This is a genomic window from Psychroserpens sp. NJDZ02, assembly GCF_004843725.1.
Taxonomy (GTDB): domain Bacteria; phylum Bacteroidota; class Bacteroidia; order Flavobacteriales; family Flavobacteriaceae; genus Olleya.
Map to the genome: position 1 here is coordinate 560057 of NZ_CP039451.1, position 19964 is coordinate 580020.

Consider the following 19964-nt stretch of genomic DNA (forward strand, 5'->3'; position numbering starts at 1 on the left):
AAACCCGTTCCATTATTTACAATTTTGGCGAAAATCAACATAGTGATTTTCGCCAAAACAATAACTCTTTTATATACTAGATGGCTTACAATGTCAGCCATCTATTACCATTTTGGCGCTAACCTTTATTTGATTTTCGCTTAAAAGATAACACTATTTATTTAGTCGCTGGCTTATAGTCCTTACCATCTATTACCATTTTAGCGATAATTTCTCTTAAAATTTCAGAAGTACCACCTCCAATTGGACCTAATCTACTATCTCTTAATAGTCGTGCCAATGGATACTCTTCCATGTAACCATAACCACCTAAAAACTGAAGACAATCATATATAGCATCATCTGCAACCTTCGTTGATTTTAATTTAGACATTGTTGCTTCTTTTACAACATATTCACCTTTACCTAATCTAGCAGCAATCGTATAATTAAATGTTTTACAGATTTCTACTTCTGTAATATGATCTGCTAAACGATGTCTTAAGGCCTGAAAACGATCTATTGTTTTTCCAAAAGCCGTACGCTCTGACATGTATTGCATGGTATACTCTATAGCAAACTCTGCTCTAGCATGTGCATTCACACCCATTATTAGACGCTCTGTAGCAAAATGTTGCATAATATATGCAAATCCTTTGTTTTCCTCTCCCATTAAATTAGACGCTGGTATGCTTACATTATCAAATGCAATCTCACCAGTATCCGATGCTCTCCAACCTAATTTATCTAATTTAGTTGCAGATACACCCGGCGTATCTCTATCAATTAAAAAAATACTAATGCCCTTGTTTCCTAATTCAGGATTTGTTTTTGCTGCTACTACTAGGTAATCGCTGTAGACGCCGTTTGTAATAAACGTTTTAGACCCATTAATAACATAAGTATCTCCTTTTTTAACCGCTGTAGATCGCATTCCTGCAACATCACTACCTCCAAAAGGTTCTGTTATACATAGACAACCAATCATGTCTCCCGTAATACTAGCTGTTAAATATTTTTCTTTTATAGCCTCGCTTCCTTCTGCCTTTAAATGCGTCATTGCAAGATAAGCATGCGCCCACATTGCTGCAGCAAAACCAGCAGAATTGATTTTCTGTAATTCTTCAAGCAAAATAACCATATAAAAAATATCTAGATCCATTCCGCCATATTGCTCTGGGTAACTAATACCAAAAAAACCCATATCGCCAAATTTTTTCCAAATAAAGCGTTCTATACTTCCTGTTTTTTCCCATTTATCAATATGTGGTACGACCTCTTTTTTTAAAAAGTCGCGTAAACTGTCTCTAAATAAATTATGCTCTTCGCTGAAGTACATATTCTCCATAATACGTTGTGTTATTGTTAAGTTCTAATCTAGACGTAAAGATAACTTAATTATCTGTATTTTATTAACAGGAAAACCGTTAACTTTTGTTAATTCGTCAATGGATTTAAACCCATCACGTAAGATGCGTTCTTCAATTATATGGTGCGCCACTTCGTAATCTATATACTTGATAGTGACCAACTGTTCTTTAGTAGCCGTATTCAAAGCCATTTTAGTTATCGCTCTTGGATTTTTAATAGTAAAGTTATCTTTTACATTTTGAATAACCTCTGGTGTCAACCCATAGACTTCTTGTAGCTCAATAAACGCATGAAAGCCATTTATTTTTTGTCTGTATTTTACAATCCGTTCTGAATAAGAAGGCCCAATACCGTACACTTTTTGAAGTTGTGCAGCTGTAGCTGAATTTAAATCTAACTTCTGACCTTCTGATTTTGGCGACTTGGAAAACGACTTAGTAAACGCTTCCTGTTTTTGTTTGGGATGAGTCACCCAATCTGGAAATTTAAAATAGGGTGAAATTTTTGCTAACAGCGTATCCGAAACCTTAGTCACCTGTTGAAACTGCTTAACAGAATTGACCCATTGGTCCTGTTTTCTGAAGACTAATAAACGATCAATTTCTTGAGTAGTCATTCCCAAAGTATAGCCTTTATAATCGGTTATAAAATTAGGGTTAAATGGATAGATTTTAGGCTTCCGATTATCTATCTCTATTGCTTTAAGCGAATCTATTTGTTTAATAAATCCAGACACGTCTTTATCATTTGTTGTAAACCCTGGATCTGTATTCATCATCTTAGGTAACAAAAAATGAGAAAAACCGAGTAAAAACAAAATAATTAAAAGCAATAAAAAAATCCCACTTCGTTGTTTTTTAGAAAACACAAAGTGGGATTTAATATTCATTATATACTGTTTATGACGCTTTAAACGCTTTAATTACGCCCATATATTTTTTAAGTTCAGCCTTCACTTTTGGAGCTAATAATACTAATCCAATCATGTTTGGAACCATCATTGCAAATACCATTGCATCAGAGAACCCAATTACCGAATTTAAACTTGCTGCTGCACCGACCACTACAAACACACAGAACATTACTTTATAAATATACTCTGCTTTTTTTGTTCTTCCAAAAAGGAAAGACCATCCTTGGTAACCGTAGTAAGACCAAGAGATCATAGAACTAAAAGCAAATAACACAACTGCTACTGTTAACACATAAGGAAACCAGCTAATAACACTACCAAAAGCTCCTGAAGTCATTAAAATAGCTTCTGCATCACTTGATGGTCCTGCACCTGCTAAAGATCCTGTAATAATTAACACTAAAGCTGTCATTGTACATACTACTACTGTATCGATAAATGGCTCTAATAAAGCAACCATACCTTCACTTGCAGCATATTTTGTTTTTACAGCAGAATGCGCGATAGAAGCCGACCCAATACCTGCTTCGTTTGAAAACGCTGCACGTCTAAATCCTTGTACTAAGACTCCAACAACACCACCTGCCATTCCTTCTGGGCTAAAAGCACCATTCCAGATTTGAGCAAAGGCATCTCCAATCATATCATATTTAGCAAAAATCACGAATAAAGAGGCTAACACATATATTAATACCATAAATGGTACAATCTTATCGGTTACTTTGGCAATTTTTTTAATTCCACCAATAATTACAATACCTACTAAAACGGCCATTACTAGACCAAAAGCCCAACCATAACCATGTAAGAAGGATTGATCACCTCCTGTTATATTTTCTACTAATTGAAACGCTTGATTAACCTGGAACATGTTACCACCTCCAAAAGAACCTCCAATAACAAATATTGCAAAAAGAACAGCTAAGACTTTACCTAAGCCTCCCATTCCTTTAGATTTTAAACCTTTAGTTAAATAGTACATTGGACCACCATATACGGTTCCATCTTCTCCAATATCTCTATACTTTACACCCAGCGTACACTCGACAAACTTAGATGCCATCCCTAAAAATCCAGCGACAATCATCCAAAACGTTGCTCCTGCACCACCAATAGATACCGCAATAGCAACTCCTGCAATATTACCTAAACCTACGGTTGCGGATAAAGCTGCTGTCAAGGCTTGGAAATGTGACACTTCCCCTTCATGGTTTTCAATAGCGATTGTTTCTATATTATCACCTCCTGGAGTAGAATCTCCTGCAGCAATCATTGACTCATGATGATCTAACTCGTCATACTTACCTCGTACAATGTTTATAGACGTAAAAAAACCTCTAAAATTGATAAAGTTAAAATAGAATGTAAAATATAAAGCCCCTAAAATTAAAGGAAATAATACCCAAAATATTTTAATTCCTCCTCCAAAATCTATTTGATAAAAAATAAGATCAACAAACCAGCCCGTAGCATTTCCGAATTTTTCGTCGATAATCTGATCTAAACCTTTTTCGTCCTGTGCAAAGGTCAAAAGCGGTAATATTAATGTAAAAATTGAAAGAAGGTATTTCTTCATAATTTGATTATTAGTTAGTATTTTTTTGTTTGAGAGTAGCAAGATGCAAAAAAATGATGAATTTCTAAAAGAAAACGTGTTAAATACCGCATTAGTCTAAACTAAAAACAGTATTTAATTTTTGAATTTGTTCCGGTCTACCCAATACAATAACTTTAGAGCCAGGCACTAATTTTAATTCAGCTTCCGGATTAACAATATACTCACCTGTACCGTTTTTAAAACCTATAACTGTACAGCCTGTTTTATGACGTAAGTCTAAATCAAGAATAGATTTAATTCCTGTATTAGGATCGTATAATTTTTCCACTTGGACTTCTTCTATATTAATATTGCTTTCTCCGACGATAGCTAGATTATCAATAAACTCAATTAAATCCGGAACAACCACTAGAGATGCCATGTGATCACCACCAATACGATCCGGTAAAATAACGTTATTAGCTCCTGCTAGTTTTAGTTTTTCATAAGACGTTTCTTGAGACGCACGACTTATAATCCTTAAGTCCTTTTTCATTTGTCTTGCCGATAGTACAACAAATAAATTATCAGCATCATTAGGTAAAGCAGAAATTAAAGTACTTGCCCGTGTAATACCAGCTTGCATCAATACGTCATCTTCATTGGCATTACCAAATACAAAGGGCGTGTTTTCATCTTCATTCTTTTCAATAATATCCTTATCTTTTTCAACGATAACAAAAGATTGCTTATGTGCTAATAATTTGGATGCCGCCTGTTTTCCGTTTCGACCATAACCACAAATAATAATATGATTAGTAAGAGCATCAATTTTTTTCTGCATTTTCTTTTGTTTTAGTTCTTCTATATTATTTCTACTTAAAATAAACTCGGTAATAATAGTCAGCGCATACCCTACAATAACCACACTATTTAAAATTAAGAATATCGTAAATATTTTTGAGACATCATCCAAAGGCTGTACTTCTCCAAAACCGACCGTTGTAATGGTAATTACGGTCATATACAAAGCATCTACCCAAGTATAATTGGACATAAATCTAAACCCTAAGACACCGACTATTAATAACAGTATTAATAAGGCAACTGCAGTATAAATTTTAGATCTGTAAAGCGTAATTAATGGATTGGTCATAATTTATAGGTCAAACACAGAAGAGCGTTTAGTATATACAATATCCTTTATACGCATCCAAAACGCTAGAAATAAGTATAATGCAAAACCAAACCCTAATGTTGCAAACGTTAAATACATAAAACTAGTACGCACCACTTTGGCTCTGATCCCTAGACGGTCAGCAATACGTTGGCATACATGGTAGCCTCGTTTTTGAAAATAGTGTAATGGTTTATATAAAAATTGCATATGGCAAGGTAATTATAAATTTAATAATTTTATAATTAAGCGTCTTGCTTTTGTATTAACACAAGTCTAGATATGTAAAGATTTAATCACAAAACAACAATTGCACCTCCTAATGTGTCAGTACGCTATTACCAATAGCACATTTTAAACAACGGTTTTTATCGCAATAGTTATTTTTAAGCTGAAGTACTGCTTGGCTTTGTAATGCAGATTCTGAGACCACTTGTAATGTTTTAAACTTATCGACAATACCATTTTTTTCAGGTTTTAACTGCGTCATTAACTTAACAATATCGGCTTCAATAGATTTACCTTGCTGCTTAGCGTAGCAAAATTTAAGCGGAATAATAGTATTGATTAACAACAAGTCAACAAATGCTTTTGTGATTTTCTTTTTACTTGCTTTAGATTCTTTTTCAAACGTGTAGTGCGTCTCCCAGAATATGGAGGTTGACACCGAAAACAGGTTATACATATCTGCAATGCTTTTTGAAGCAATCACTTTTGAAAATAAATTGTGATGCTCATGATACAGATTAGCCAACTGTGATAATCTAATGGTTGGAAAATTTGGAGGACGTAATCTAAAAAACTGAAATGGGATAACACTGTTATTATCTAAACTAAATTTTTGTTTTAGAAACACATAATCGTTTTGAAGTGCTTGATAATAGCCCTCCTGCACTTCGCCATCTAGCAAATTAGCCTGACCAAAAAATAAAGCTTCCAAACTTTGTAAATGACTCTGCTGTTTTCTAACTACTGAAAACTCAAAACTATTAGCTAAACTTAAAAACGAGTCACCATTAACTTTAAGTCCAAAATTTTTAGCCAATAACTTAAATAATACTGCTTCCCAATCATTGTTTGACGTATCTAGGATAACTTCAATATCTTTTGCTTTGCGCTCCAATCGTTCAAAAAACAAACGTTCTAACCAATTATTGACCGTAAAGGCATTGACATCGGTAATAGTGTTTTCGCAATTAATCCATGTTTGTTTGCTATTAAATAATTTATGGTAATTATTTAGTGCTTTTTTAGAGACATAATCTTTAAGTACAATAGTTGGTATTTGCGTATTATCTTTTCTAAACACTTCTGTATCGTACTCCCAAACCACATGCAAAATCACGTTATCATAATTAGGATCTACCTCGTGGTTATGCACAAACCAATCACTAGATTTAATATGAATCTCAATATTGCCAGCCCAAAGTTGCTTACCAATGGTTACTTGTCCGTTAAAAAAATCCGGTCCTGCGTTATGGTTATGCGTCCCCACATTACTAATAATGACCTGTTCACCATTAGTGGTTTGTAAGTTTGAGGGGTCTAGTATTTTATGCTTCCATAAGTAATGTAGAAAATCTTCTTGCATGGTTTAAATGTAAGACTAGTGTTTGATATTAACAAACAACAGCCTTTAATTATTTGAAAAACAAGTCATTATTTAGATAATAATAAACATTCCATTATCAAAATATCACGGAAAACAGGGTATTATAAAATTATATTATTTATTAATTTTGATCGCCTGTGTCAAAAGACACTGGCAAGCCTTATAACATACTAAATAATTCAAAAAATATGAATGCAACACAAAGTGACGCTATACATCAATTAATAAAAACTGAACTTTTAGACTCCCTACGCCTATTCGCAAACACAGAATATACTGGCTATGATCCCGTTCGCCCAGTTGGCAAAATTATGTTTACTGCGCAAGGAGAGATTACCTCTCCTCCTGACTTAGAGTTTATGGGGTATGGTGCTGGATCAGAAGGCGAAACCTTTAGCGAATGCGGTGGTGTAAATTTAGACTCTTTTTTTCCACTGGACTCCGACGGTGATTATTTTGCAAGTGATGCTGAAGATTTTATAGAAAAATGCTTTCAAGATGCTGCTTCTGCATTACTAAAAGGGCTTCAATCTATTTCTAAAAGTGACACGTTTATAGCACTACCAAAAGACGGCCCTGTAGTCTTTGTTTTAAATCTAATCGATCAAGCTAATAAAGTAATTTGCCGTATTCATCCTAATGGTGATGTTGAATTACCTCCAAACAAAAATTAAAAATGAATGAATCCTATTTAGAAACAACTGACCGCAAGCCAAATAGATTTTAGAAAGCAGAACGACAAGATAACAATCTAATAATTACTGAAGGTATAGTAGGCACCGAGGGACAAAAAACCATCACCGAGTTTGAAAGCTGGGATGATTGCGAAGACAGAATAGACGCGCTTACCGATGACATGCTAGACAAAGGCTATGACTTTTTATTCGATGATGATGACACAAATTACCAACCAATAAAAAAAGGAGAATGGTTTGAAGTGATTTACACTAAAATATTACCCATATACAAACGTGCTATTTTAAAGTACCCAAAAGATCACTATACCTACTTGCAATTACAATGGACAGGTCAAGGTTTTGCTTTAGGACTTACAAAAAACATTGAAGAAAACTATTGGGAATACATAACGGATGAAACTTTTGACGAAAGCGACTGTTCCTTAAACGACGTTTATCATATTTTAGAGGCTATACCATACGAAGATGACGAAGGCTACTTACTAGACATAGAAAGACAAGAATGGCCCACAAACGAACAAGAAATTTACGATTTAGAATACTTTATGTTATACACCATGCTAGCACTGATGTGTCAAGAACTGATGGCCGATGCAGAGTTACAACCATATTTATCAAACATAAAGAAGCGGGTAATAGTCGCAACAGATAGACCATTACAACCCTTTAAATATTTAGTAGCTTCTATAAAAGAAAGAAAAAAAATGGTAAACCTATTAATAAAAGAGGAAGCAACTAAGCTACTTATTCTAGATTTATGGGCAGATCAATTAAAAGATAAAGGTGCCCAACTTTTAGAACGCTTTAAATAATACACTATTGATTATAAGTGAGTAATCAAAAACTAATTACAGATCATCACTAAGACTAATAATTATAAATAACACGTAGTTCGACGTATTGTAAGACAACTTTATAAATTGTAGATTAGCTTTTCAAAACCGAAATCAGGAACAAAACTTCCACATATCCTGTAATATTTAGGGGGTATTTAGTACTTTAGGCACCATATAACTAGTTCTATGCAATTAAAAAAAACTCAACAGAAAAATAATTATGGATTATTTAGATGATTTATTTGAAAGGTTAGAAAATGAAAATTTACGTCCTGGTCTTAAATTACCCGAAGGTGTTAGTTATAAATCTGACTTAACAGTTTCTTGGGAGGCACGAATTGAATCTAAAAAACTTTCAGACTCTAAATGGATTAGTCCGCTAAAGGAACGTTTAAATAAAGAAAAAATAACAAAAGAGAAAATAAATATAATTCACGTTTTAGTTCCATTAGCTGACAAAAACAAAGAACATTCAATAGCTGACTATATAATTAATTTTGTGAAAAAGGAAAAAGTTAGATGGGTTCGTGATGTTGCTTTATCTTCTCTAAATGATTCACAACTTGAAATTCAAAACGAAAAAGAATATCTCTTTGAATTAATTGAAAATAAAGACTGGCAAATTAAATTAAGTGCCTTAGGATTATTAAAAAAACTTGATTCTTCATATTCTAATAGAATAGAAATTGTTTGTTTAGATTTAATAGAGAAAAACAAGAAAAAACCTCACGAATTAAGCTCGATTTGTGGAGTTTTAGTTAGACACGGTACAGAAAAATCAATTACACAATTAAAAGAAGTTGCTAAAAATAACAGTAAAGCTTTTACAGTTAATTCTGCATTAAATGCAATTGGAGAAATTGGAAGAGATGAGGAATTAGATTTTTTCATTGAAATTTTTAAAACAAATCGAAATAATGATGTAAAATCAATGGTTACGCAATCAATATGCAAATTCGGAAATGAAAGTGTTATTGATATATTAATTAAAAGAGCAAAAACTATACTTTCGAAAACAAGAAAAACGAATATAATTTATGTTGGTGGAACAAAGCCTGAGCTTGTTCACATTTTGACTTTCTTAATTAACTTTAAAGATGACAGAATTACTAAATTAATAGATTTCATAATGTCTAAAAAAATGAATTTAATGGACGAAACAGAATTAAAGTGGTTCAGAGAGGAAATAAAAACTGCATAGAATCGAGTAGACGGCTCCGACTAAAATAGCCGGAGTGCGCCTCTCACACCACCGTACATACGGGTCTCGTATACGGCGGTTCGTAAATCATCACGCCAAAGCTCTTTTCACCCTTGGCACTATCTTCTAATTTAGGCATAGGCTACCACTAGTGCTCCTATGCGAATTTTGAAGAGAATTACGTTCAGTCCTTCCTTACTTGTGAGACCTTCTGAGGTATTGCCTCAACTCGTTTCCTGTAAGTACTATGACTTCTGCTGACTTCTCCATATAGTCAACTCGTAACTTTGGAGACCTCCCCAGGTAATGGCATCCTCTTTCACTCAATCACTGCCGTATCTACATAGTTACCCTTTTGTTACTGTTTGGGCGTTACAATGATGTGCTTGCTTACCCGAATAACTATGCCTCTGTATACGATTTCTGTTTAGTTTATGCTGAGCGCAGTTGAAGTATCAGTACCGAGTTTTGTAGTGGTATTTGCTCATTAATCAATCACAAATAGCCTTCAGATGTAACCTCGCGATTACCACCCTTGCGACTTACTAATGCTTCAAGACGTTACTCCTGCGCATAAGGGACTTGCACCCTCTAGATTAATTATTTACCTTTCCGTAAATAAAAAGATGCCCATGCTGGGCACACACAATGTATAAAAAACATAGGGCTTTGTGTTAACCCCAAAGTTTTGTGTTTATTTATGAAGTCCGCCAAATATAAAATTTGGTATTTCAATATAAAAGATAAATACAAAATATTATATTTGGCTAAGTGACAAACCGAAACGAAGTGCTCATCAACTGCCCTACGTTCCTTATACTAAACGTTGTAAGCAATTTTTCAAAAATGATAATTATTGCAAAAAAAACCATGAAATTAAAAGATATATTCAAACTATTATTAGTTCTATTTGTTTTTAATCCATTTCTAATTTCTTGTAAGGAGAAGCAAAAAAAAACCGTTAAAAACTTTACGAATGAAAAAATAGTAGAACAAAATTCAAAAATAAACACTGATTTCCTAGTTTATTCTGAAAAAGACCAATCCAAATCTGATTATACACAAAATATTTTGAGAGGAAGAATGACGTTAGGACATGAAGTTAGTAGTTTTTCCCCTTGTGGAGATAATAATGAATTTTGGATTTTGGCGGGAGAGGAATTTTATGAGTTATACTATAATTTAACAAAAAACAAAGAACCTTACTCCCCAATATTTGTGAGTATTGAAATTATTGATAAAGGAAAATCAGAAGATGGATTTGCTGCTGATTATGAAAGCACTTACGAGGTCGTAAATATTCTAGAGGCAAGAAACGTCTCAGACATAGACTGTGAATAAAACTGCTTACAACAAAACCTATAAACAATACGGACTTCGGGCTTAAACGCTAAAGTCTGTGTATATTTATAATGTCGCGAAATCTTTGGGATTTCGCTTTGACACAAAAAAGAAAAAACAAAACCAAAAGATTTCGCTTTGTTCCTGGCGGAAAGCAAACGCTAGTCTGCTCCCGTACTGTTCATAGCTAAATCGGTTAGCACCAATTTGAAAAAATCCTAGTGATAAGAATAGCTACATTTAAAAATAATGATTTAGTTCCTTTTAAAACAATAAGTCAAAATAATTTTGATTCACTAAAATTAGATTGTTCTGTTTTAAAAAAGAACTATACGCAATTTATGGTTTTCAAAAATCTTCAACTTAACCTAAAAGATTACTATAATTTTATTGATGATTGGACAAAAGTTCCTGCTACTAAAATGAATTTTGGAATATCTACAAATATTCATTTCGTTATGAATGCAAACAAATTGATTCTAAATACCTTAATGTCATTCAAGTTATTTATTGATAATGCAGAAGTCTTTTTAAAACGTAAATACGGAAAGGATTCTAAAGAAGCTAAAGATTTTATTTTACTCACTAATAATCTTTTTGACACATCATTTGCTTATCGCTTTTTAAATAAATTAAGAAATTATTCTGTCCATCTAGGATTTCCTCTTGAAGTGGTTTTGTTTCACATTGATTATAATAGTCATTCACCTGAAAAAAGCGAGCATTCCGCAAAACTTGTTTTGAATATTGAAAAGTTGCTTACGGAAAAGAAATTATTTGGAGCAAAAATTCATAATGAATTACAAAACCAAAAAGGAGAATTAGACTTAATACCATTAATTAGAGAAATATCTAACCATATAATGGAATTGCAAAAATATATTTATTCATTACAAAAAGAAGAACTTACAGATTCAATTGAAAATATAGAAATGTTTGTGGGAAATCACAAAACTGAACAAAATCAAATAAAAGTTTACACTATAGATGAAAACGCGCAAAAACAAATAAACCTAAGTATGTATGATATTCCATTTGACATATTGAATGAATATAAAACGACTTATAAAAACTGGTAGTAACACCGGTAACCGTTGCACAACCCCTTAAAAAAAACACAAAAAGAGCTTAAAACCTCTGATTTTAAGCTCTTTTTAATTTTAATACGCCAATTTTCTGTAAAATGTAAGTGGTTTAAAACATAGCATTCGAACGCTTATTAGGTAGTTTTTGGTACTTTTAATAAAAGCAAGTAGTCCCGCTATACTTTCTGGTTCGTTTTTCATATATTTTAAATACTTTTTAAGATTATAGGCTGTTGCGGATAGCTGCATACACTTATTAGCTTGTTTAATTTCAAGGCTATTTACTTCTTCTATACCTAAAAACTAGGTTAGTGTACCAAATACGGAGGCTATCTGCTTTTTCGTTTTCCTTTCATATAGCTTTCTTTTTTACTATCAACTCGTGTTATATTCCGTAGGTATTCTGCGCGGTAATCGTAAACTATATTGCGATACGATAATAGTTTTCTATCGCTGGTGATATTCTCTAAATAACCAACTAAACAGCATTTGAAAAACACTACGGGATCTAAACTTTTCTGTCCACAGTTTCCGTAATAGATTTTTGTTTAATTCCGTAGAAATTCTAAGTCTAAAATTTCTGATAATCATCTATAAAAATTGTCTTGGGGAACCCGACGACTCAACTGGAAATTGTTGAATAATTTCTCTTGATATATTTTTGTGCCTTGCATAACTAAATCTACGAAATTTCTATATCTTTAACTACACGTTGTGCAACAGGCACAATGTATAAAAAACATAGGGCGTTTGTGCTAAACCGAAAGGTTCGTGAATATTTACAAAGTTCGCTAAATATAAAATTTGGTATTTATAGAATAAAAGCAAAATATTTATATTTAGCTAAGTAATAAACCGAAACGAAAGTGCTCATCACTTGCCCTACGTTTCTTATACTCAACGTAACCAACATTAAGAAAAGCCTGAAATAAAATAATTTATGCCACATTTTGTAATTGATTGTTCTAAAAATATCATAAAAATAAAATCACCGAAAGAAATTATTCAAAAAGTATATGATACCGCTGAATCGACTGACCTTTTTGACAAAGGAGATATCAAAGTAAGAATCAATCCTTTTGAATATTATAATATCGGAAATACTAAAGATGATTTTATTCACATTTTCGCGAATATTATGGAAGGACGAACTGTTTCTCAAAAAAAGAATCTATCGGAAATAATTATTACTGAATTGAAATTAATGTTCCCTGATGTTCCACTTATTTCAATAAATATTAGAGATTTTGAAAAAGCAACGTATTGCAATAAATCAATGGTGTGAGACTGAATAAACAAATTATACGTTGAATAAAATAACGTTGGGTAACACTGTGTATAAAACATAGATAATAAGTGCTAAACCGAAAGATTTGTGCTTATTTATAAAGACCGCCAAATTTTTAAATTTGGTTTTAAAACTGAAAAAATAAATCAAAATATAAAAATTTGGCTCGGTGTTAAATCTGAAATGTAGTATCTTTTTACACGCTACGATTCCATACAATTAACGTTAGGTAGCATATGACAAAACCATCGAAAACAGAACTATGAAACTTACACTTTTTCTTTTTAGTCTATTAATTATCTCTTGTTCTTCTAAAGAAAAAAAGGCAAAAATTAATGAACCGACTAAAATCATACCTGAAAAAAAAATTAAAGAGATTAACGAATTGATTAATCTGAAATTGACTTTTGAAGAAATTCAAGATTCTTTGCGAAAACAACTTTTAAAATCTAAAACGAACAATAATTTAAAATCAAGTATTTTACAAGAATTATATATTAGAGGACTTGTAAATCAAGAAGGTAATGAAATTAAGTTTGAACTTCCTTTTAATCTTCATGGATTTGATTGCGGAGCACCTGACTGCTACTCTACTGATATTAAATTTAATATTCTTGTAAAAAAGCCAATTGAATTTCCAAAAAAAATTGATTTTAATCTAAAAGAGCACGGTTGCGGAATTGAAAATGACATATTAGATAATGGTACATTTGAACTTGTTGAACAATCATCCCAATACGTTAATTACTATTCTAAAAAACAGAGAAGCAATTTAATTATTATTGCAGACAAAAGGAAACTCTATTATTTCACAGAACAAAAACTGAATGCAATAAAAGTAGATTTAATAGATAAAATGTTTGAAGAATATAACGAAAAGGACATTGAAGAAATAACACCATATCAATCGACAACTATGACAACCAATGAATATGACAACTTCATAGAAAAAGAATAAAATACGCTAACTAATCGAGTAGATGGCTCCGACTAAAATAGTCGGAGTGCGCCTCTCACACCAACGTACGTGCGTAACTGCGTTGGTCCTTTCGTCTCCATTGCTAATAGCAATACAATATTGTAGCAATGTATACACTCAAATATTAAAAGATGAGTTCTACTTAGATCAAACCTTTGATAGTGTAGCACACGCAAAAGAGAGCTGTAAAAAATGCAATTAATTTATACAACCAAGCTAGATTACATTTATCTTTAGATTATAAAACACCTAATATGGTATATAAATTATCAGCTTAATTCAATTTTAACCTGTAGCCATATTTCAGGACAAGACATAAATATAAAAAAATGAGATACTTATTGCTTCTTCTTTCATTCTTCATGTTAACTTCTTGTAATTCAAAAGACAATTTGAAAGATGCCTTTATTATGACTTGGGATACAAGAAATAAAGGCTACGGTGACAGCACTGAAATCATTGTTCCATTAAGAGGAAAATATGCTATAGAATGGTATGAAGTTGGAAATAAAGAAAATAAAGGAAAAGTTAAAGAATGTGACGACAATACATTAATAACTTTCCCGAAGGCTGGAATATATCAATTAATAGTATCTGGAGATATTGCTACAATGAATTTTGAAACATATACAATAGATACAATACCAAAATACGGTAAGAAAGACTATAAATTTATTTCTGTAGAACAATGGGGTAATACAATTTGGAAATCGTTTGATTCATTCTTTTATAAATGCTGTAGCATAGAAATTGTTGCTAAAGACACTCCCGACCTATCGCAAGTATCTACTTTTCGACAAGCTTTTTGTAATGCTCGAAACTTCAATAGTTCACTAGATAATTGGGATATGAACAATGTTAAAGATATGAGTTATATGTTTTATGATGCATGGAAATTTAATCAGTCACTAAATTCATGGGATGTCAGAAATCTTCAGAATACTCATTCAATGTTCGGATACGCTAAAATATTCAATCAACCACTAGATAAATGGGATGTTAGCAGTGTTTTCAAAATGTCTGGAATGTTTAATCATGCCTATAAGTTCAATCACCCAATCGAAAATTGGAATGTCTCAAATGTCACAAGAATGGGTGGGATGTTTGATGGAGCAAGTTCATTTAACCAACCACTCGAAAAATGGGACGTATCCAGCGTTGCTGATATGGTTAATATGTTCATGAATGCAGATAGTTTTAACCAACCACTCAATAACTGGGATATGTCATCGATTAGTGGTTCGGCAATAATCAGTACTTTTTGGGGAGCTGACTCATTCAATCAACCATTAGATAAGTGGGATGTATCAAAAGTAACAAACATTAAAACAACTTTTTATCAAGCTAAGTCATTTAACCAATCTTTGACTGAATGGGAAATTAGCGAAGATTGTGAGATTTCCGAAACCTTGTATGATGACACTAAAAGGGGAATATTTACTCAAACAAGTATGACCGAGGAAAATATAACAAAAACACTTAGGAGTTGGAACAAAATGAGTTTAATTAACTTGTTTCTTGACCAAGAAGAATAATACACACAACAACACCTAAACGTTGTGTGTAATTTGAGCATACAAATCTGAATTCAAGAAATTAACGCTATAAAACTAAATGGAAAGAAAAATCAAATCATAATATCGGAAAGAAGCACAGATTCGAAATTCTGTGAAAGGTCGAAAAATATGACTACTAATGATTCTAAGTACAAAAAGAAAATACTTAGCAAATTTAATTTATTGGATAAAGAAATAGATTATTTCGGTTATACTTTACACAAATCAGATACTATTGCAATTGTTTCATATTTTGATTTATTTGATGAACAGTGAATTACGTTGTTCTTAAATAATGAAATTAAAACTGATTCTATGAAGGGTTTTGGTACAGTAAGAAAAGTAATCCCGATACCTTCAAAAAAACTTAACGAGCCTAATTATATAATGAAATTAAAAACTTTCTCAGCAGAAAAGCATTTTTACACGAAGATAGTTGGATTCAATTTTATTGAAAAAAGAGTTATACTCCATAAAAGTAATACGCTGCAATAAAACTGGCTACAATCGAGTAGACGGCTCCGACTAAAATAGTCGGAGTGCGCCTCTCACACCACCGTACGTACGTAACTACGTTGGTCCTTTCGTCTCTATTGCTACTAGCAATACAACTCAGGAACGTATACGGCGGTTCACCAAATTGAAGTTTGCGTATATTACTATAATCTAACAAAGGTTTATACCCTTTTCGTTTAAGCCTAGAAGTTGTGATAGTAGTCTTTAAAATAGGACTTTGAGCTACTACCCAACCTCCCATTCTGGTTCTACTCTAAGCATAAGTTCGTCCTGTCTCTACAAATAAAATAGCTTAACTACTTACTTGTTAAAGTAATTACCCCTCCGTTTACGCTTTCTGTTTAGTTTACGCTGAGCATAGCCGAAATATCAGTACCGTCTTCTGTAGTGGTATTTACTCATTAATCAATCACAAATAGCCTTCAGACAAAACCTCACCGTTTTCACCCTTGCAACTTACTAATACTTCAATAAGCCTATCCGAGCGTAGATGAAGCCTTACTCCTGCGCATAAGGAACTTGCATCCTCAAGATTAATTATTTACCTTTCCGTAAATAAAAGATGCCCATGCTGGGCACACACAACGTGTAAAAATAATTGCTGGTTTAAGCTCTCTTAGGAAATTCCTCCGGAATTTTACCGTTCGTGTTTTATTTACTAAATTCATTGCTTAAACCACTCAAAAAAGCTTATTCGTAATAACTCCTTTTATAATGAGTATAAAGTAAAGAACAACGTTAGCAAAAATTAAAATCAACGATATGAAAAAACAATTACTTTTTTTAGCCTTATTAACAATCTACTTTAATGTAAATGCTCAAATACAGGTTTCGAATTTCACTTACAATAATGTTCGAAATTCTCATCCGAGTGAACTTCAAGAATTTAATGGCAAGATTTTCTTTTCAGCTGTAAATGATGGTTCTGGCAGAGAACTATGGTCTAGTAATGGTATATCCTCAAACACTAATTTAGTTCTAGATCTTGAACCTGGTGAAACTAGCGGATTGGTCACCTTTTATTCTACGATACTTAATAATGAATTGTACTTTAATGCAAATGATGACTATAGTTATTCTGGTGGTGAAATTTGAAAAACCGATGGCACTGAGCTAGGTTCTTCTTTAGTAACAAACTACAGCGGACGATTATTTGGATTAACAACTGTTGGCAGTCAAATGTATTTTATTGTAAAAACTGAAAATTTTAATATGGAAATATGGAAATCTGACGGTACATCTAGTGGAACAGTATTAGTTAAAGATAACATCGCTTTATTAAATTCACCTACATTTCAAGGAAGTGTGAATAATATTTTTATTTTTACTATTCAAGACCCCTCCACTAATTACTCCAGAGTATGGAGAAGCGACGGTACTAATGCTGGAACCTATGCTCTAACGGGAGAATTATATGGTAATGGGTCTGGAGGTGGAACATCTGAGTTTAGTCAATATATAAAATTCAACAACAAGATGTACTTTATAACTCGCTATTCTTTGCATGAAACTGATGGAACTACTAGTGGAACTAACACTATTTCAAGTGTATGGAATGCTCAGAATAGCCTAGTAAGTTTTTCCGATTCAATTGAGTTAAATGGTAATATGTATTTTTCGTTTTTCTCTAAAGATTTAAAAAAATTATCCATTTATAAATCTGATGTCACATCTACTGGTACTTCAGAGATTTACACCGTAACCAATAATCAATATTTCTACCCTTCGTATTTAAAAACAGTAGATGATAATTTAATTTTTTCATCTATTAATTCTAACAACGGCACTTCACTTTTCTACTTAAATAATACTACTAATTTGGTTTCAGAAGTTATTGAAATAGACCAAAACCCTCAAGAACCAAGTTCTTTTATCGGAACTTATACAACCTTGTCTATAGACCATCTAAGTGGAAATATGTTCTTTATTAGTTCCCCTAAAGATACCTTAGGGGAAAAAAAAGGCTGGATACTAGACATTACATCTTCCTCTCTAAATCCTATTGAAGCATTAGACAATATAAATCATCAAGCATTTGGACAAAAAATTGTTTACAATAATGAATTATATTACTCTAAAGATTTTCAATTATGGAAATTTAACACTAATAGTTTGAGCATAAATTCATTAAATGATATTGAAGAAATACAATTCTACCCAAACCCAACATTAGGGTCTATTTACTTTAATGAACCAAATGATATTTCTAATATTAAAATCTATGATTTAAATGGAAAGTTAGTTTTAGAAGAAAATATATTCACAAATAATAGTATAAATATAGAGAACTTAACTTCAGGAAGTTATATCATTAATATTCTTGGTAAGAATGGTAGTATAACGAACAGAAAACTATTAAAAAAATAACTTTTGTAACACCGCTAACCTTTACAGCCCCTTAAAAAAGCACAAAAACAGCTTAAAATCTTTGATTTTAAGCTGTTTTTAATTTTAATACGCCATATTGCCTCTAAAATGTAAGTGACTTAAAAGATCGTATTTGAACGCATAATAGGTAGTTTTTTGTGCTTTTAATAAAAGCGAGTACTCCCGCCATACTTTCTGGCCCGTTTTTCATATATTTTAAATACTTTTAAACATTATAGGCTGTTGCGGATAGATACATACACTTAAGACATTAAAAAAAAAAAAAACTGGAATGAAAAATTTTTTCTTAATATTAATAATATTGTTAGTTAATTCTTGTCAAAGTCAGGAAAACCAAAACACAATTAATGATTCTATCTTATTTGTTGATATAGCAAAAAAATTTATTGATAGCGACGAATATTTTATTAATCTAGATACTGGCGCAATGATGTTTGAAGATTATGGAAAATTTGCAGGATCTATTACTAATGATACGGTTTTTGTTAGTAAAAATGAATTTAGAATAAGAATAGAAGATAGTATTGTTGAACAATATTTAAAAATAAATTCACAGTCATTAAAAAAACTATTCGTTCTCAATAGTAATCAAGAAGTTGTCGACTCAATTGATTTTAAAAGTTTTGAATTATATGATTATTCAAATCACCAAAGCTATGTGGCTTCTTTTACAGGTAATAAAGGATTAGAAAATCAAATCATAATATCGGAAAGAAGCACAGATTCGAAATTCTGTGAAAGGTCGAAAAATATGACTACTAATGATTCTAAGTACAAAAAGAAAATACTTAGCAAATTTAATTTATTGGATAAAGAAATAGATTATTTCGGTTATACTTTACACAAATCAGATACTATTGCAATTGTTTCATATTTTGATTTGTTTGATGAACAGGGAATTACGTTGTTCTTAAATAATGAAATTAAAACTGATTCTATGAAGGGTTTTGGTACAGTAAGAAAAGTAATCCCGATACCTTCAAAAAAACTTAACGAGCCTAATTATATAATGAAATTAAAAACTTTCTCAGCAGAAAAGCATTTTTACACGAAGATAGTTGGATTCAATTTTATTGAAAAAAGAGTTATACTCCATAAAAGTAATACGCTGCAATAAAACTGGCTACAATCGAGTAGACGGCTCCGACTAAAATAGTCGGAGTGTACCTCTCACAAAACCGTACGTAAGTAACTATGTTGGTCCTTTCGTCTCTATTGCGACTAGTATTACAACTCAGGAACGTATACGGCGGTTCACCAAATTGAAGTTTACGTATATTACTATAATATAACAACGGTTTATACACTTTTCGCTTAAGCCTAGAAGTTGTGATAATAGTCTTTAAAATAAAACTTTGAGCTACTGCCCAACCTCCCATTCTGGCTCTACTCTAAGCATAAGTTTGTCTAGTCTCTACAAATAAAATAGCTTAACTACTTACTTGTTAAAGTAATTACCCCTCCGTTTACGCTTTCTGTTTAATTTA

General features: G+C 32.0%; 18 protein-coding genes. 11 read left to right on the forward strand and 7 right to left on the reverse strand.

Annotated features, from left to right (window positions below):
* Positions 1 to 157: 157 nt before the first annotated feature.
* From E9099_RS02555 to E9099_RS02580, 6 genes are all read right to left on the reverse strand, one after another.
* The gene (locus E9099_RS02555) at positions 158 to 1327 is read right to left on the reverse strand and encodes an acyl-CoA dehydrogenase family protein (RefSeq protein WP_136582162.1); all 1170 of its coding nucleotides are present in this window, start codon (positions 1325 to 1327) and stop codon (positions 158 to 160) included.
* Positions 1328 to 1351: 24 nt separating this feature from the next.
* Positions 1352 to 2239, reverse strand: coding sequence for a ComEA family DNA-binding protein (locus E9099_RS02560; RefSeq protein ID WP_136582163.1), 888 nt, complete (start codon positions 2237 to 2239; stop codon positions 1352 to 1354).
* Positions 2240 to 2249: 10 nt separating this feature from the next.
* Positions 2250 to 3839 carry an alanine/glycine:cation symporter family protein gene (locus E9099_RS02565; RefSeq protein WP_136582164.1) on the reverse strand — a complete coding sequence of 530 codons (1590 nt, stop codon included), beginning with the start codon at positions 3837 to 3839 and terminating at the stop codon, positions 2250 to 2252.
* A gap of 91 nt (positions 3840 to 3930) precedes the next feature.
* Positions 3931 to 4956 (reverse strand): potassium channel family protein, encoded by a 1026-nt coding sequence (locus tag E9099_RS02570; protein ID WP_136582165.1) that lies wholly within the window; start codon positions 4954 to 4956, stop codon positions 3931 to 3933.
* Positions 4957 to 4959: 3 nt separating this feature from the next.
* The gene (locus E9099_RS02575; protein WP_101017429.1) at positions 4960 to 5187 is read right to left on the reverse strand and encodes a PspC domain-containing protein; all 228 of its coding nucleotides are present in this window, start codon (positions 5185 to 5187) and stop codon (positions 4960 to 4962) included.
* Between the two features lie 109 nt (positions 5188 to 5296).
* Positions 5297 to 6568 (reverse strand): DUF2851 family protein, encoded by a 1272-nt coding sequence (locus E9099_RS02580; protein ID WP_136582166.1) that lies wholly within the window; start codon positions 6566 to 6568, stop codon positions 5297 to 5299.
* Between the two features lie 209 nt (positions 6569 to 6777).
* On the opposite strand from E9099_RS02580, the gene E9099_RS02585 reads away from it, so the two are divergent.
* The 5 genes from E9099_RS02585 to E9099_RS02605 all read left to right on the forward strand — a co-directional run bounded on the left by E9099_RS02585 (position 6778) and on the right by E9099_RS02605 (position 11744).
* Complete coding sequence (locus tag E9099_RS02585; protein WP_136582167.1) at positions 6778 to 7263, forward strand: hypothetical protein; 486 nt, start codon at positions 6778 to 6780, stop codon at positions 7261 to 7263.
* A gap of 182 nt (positions 7264 to 7445) precedes the next feature.
* Positions 7446 to 8099 carry a hypothetical protein gene (locus E9099_RS02590; protein WP_136582168.1) on the forward strand — a complete coding sequence of 218 codons (654 nt, stop codon included), beginning with the start codon at positions 7446 to 7448 and terminating at the stop codon, positions 8097 to 8099.
* 244 nt (positions 8100 to 8343) lie between these two features.
* Positions 8344 to 9324, forward strand: coding sequence for a hypothetical protein (locus tag E9099_RS02595; RefSeq protein ID WP_136582169.1), 981 nt, complete (start codon positions 8344 to 8346; stop codon positions 9322 to 9324).
* An 870-nt stretch (positions 9325 to 10194) separates the two neighbouring features.
* A complete protein-coding gene (locus E9099_RS02600; protein ID WP_136582170.1) occupies positions 10195 to 10665 on the forward strand; it encodes a hypothetical protein in 471 nt (156 codons plus the stop codon).
* 221 nt (positions 10666 to 10886) lie between these two features.
* On the forward strand, positions 10887 to 11744 hold the full coding sequence (locus tag E9099_RS02605) for a hypothetical protein (protein WP_136582171.1): 858 nt from the start codon (positions 10887 to 10889) through the stop codon (positions 11742 to 11744).
* A gap of 335 nt (positions 11745 to 12079) precedes the next feature.
* On the opposite strand, the gene E9099_RS19740 is transcribed toward E9099_RS02605, so the two are convergent.
* The gene (locus E9099_RS19740) at positions 12080 to 12292 is read right to left on the reverse strand and encodes a transposase (RefSeq protein ID WP_136585117.1); all 213 of its coding nucleotides are present in this window, start codon (positions 12290 to 12292) and stop codon (positions 12080 to 12082) included.
* A 398-nt stretch (positions 12293 to 12690) separates the two neighbouring features.
* Here E9099_RS19740 and E9099_RS02615 point away from each other — a divergent pair, with 398 nt between their 5' ends.
* From E9099_RS02615 to E9099_RS02640, 6 genes are all read left to right on the forward strand, one after another.
* A complete protein-coding gene (locus E9099_RS02615; RefSeq protein WP_136582172.1) occupies positions 12691 to 13035 on the forward strand; it encodes a 5-carboxymethyl-2-hydroxymuconate Delta-isomerase in 345 nt (114 codons plus the stop codon).
* A gap of 265 nt (positions 13036 to 13300) precedes the next feature.
* Positions 13301 to 13996 (forward strand): hypothetical protein, encoded by a 696-nt coding sequence (locus tag E9099_RS02620; protein WP_136582173.1) that lies wholly within the window; start codon positions 13301 to 13303, stop codon positions 13994 to 13996.
* A 431-nt stretch (positions 13997 to 14427) separates the two neighbouring features.
* Positions 14428 to 15552, forward strand: a complete 1125-nt coding sequence (locus E9099_RS02625; RefSeq protein WP_205961015.1) for a BspA family leucine-rich repeat surface protein — start codon at positions 14428 to 14430, stop codon at positions 15550 to 15552.
* 1299 nt (positions 15553 to 16851) lie between these two features.
* Positions 16852 to 17184, forward strand: a complete 333-nt coding sequence (locus E9099_RS02630) for a hypothetical protein (protein WP_136582175.1) — start codon at positions 16852 to 16854, stop codon at positions 17182 to 17184.
* Positions 17185 to 17301: 117 nt separating this feature from the next.
* Complete coding sequence (locus tag E9099_RS02635; RefSeq protein WP_168800703.1) at positions 17302 to 18456, forward strand: T9SS type A sorting domain-containing protein; 1155 nt, start codon at positions 17302 to 17304, stop codon at positions 18454 to 18456.
* Positions 18457 to 18748: 292 nt separating this feature from the next.
* A complete protein-coding gene (locus E9099_RS02640) occupies positions 18749 to 19594 on the forward strand; it encodes a hypothetical protein (protein WP_136582176.1) in 846 nt (281 codons plus the stop codon).
* The last annotated feature ends 370 nt before the right edge of the window (positions 19595 to 19964 follow it).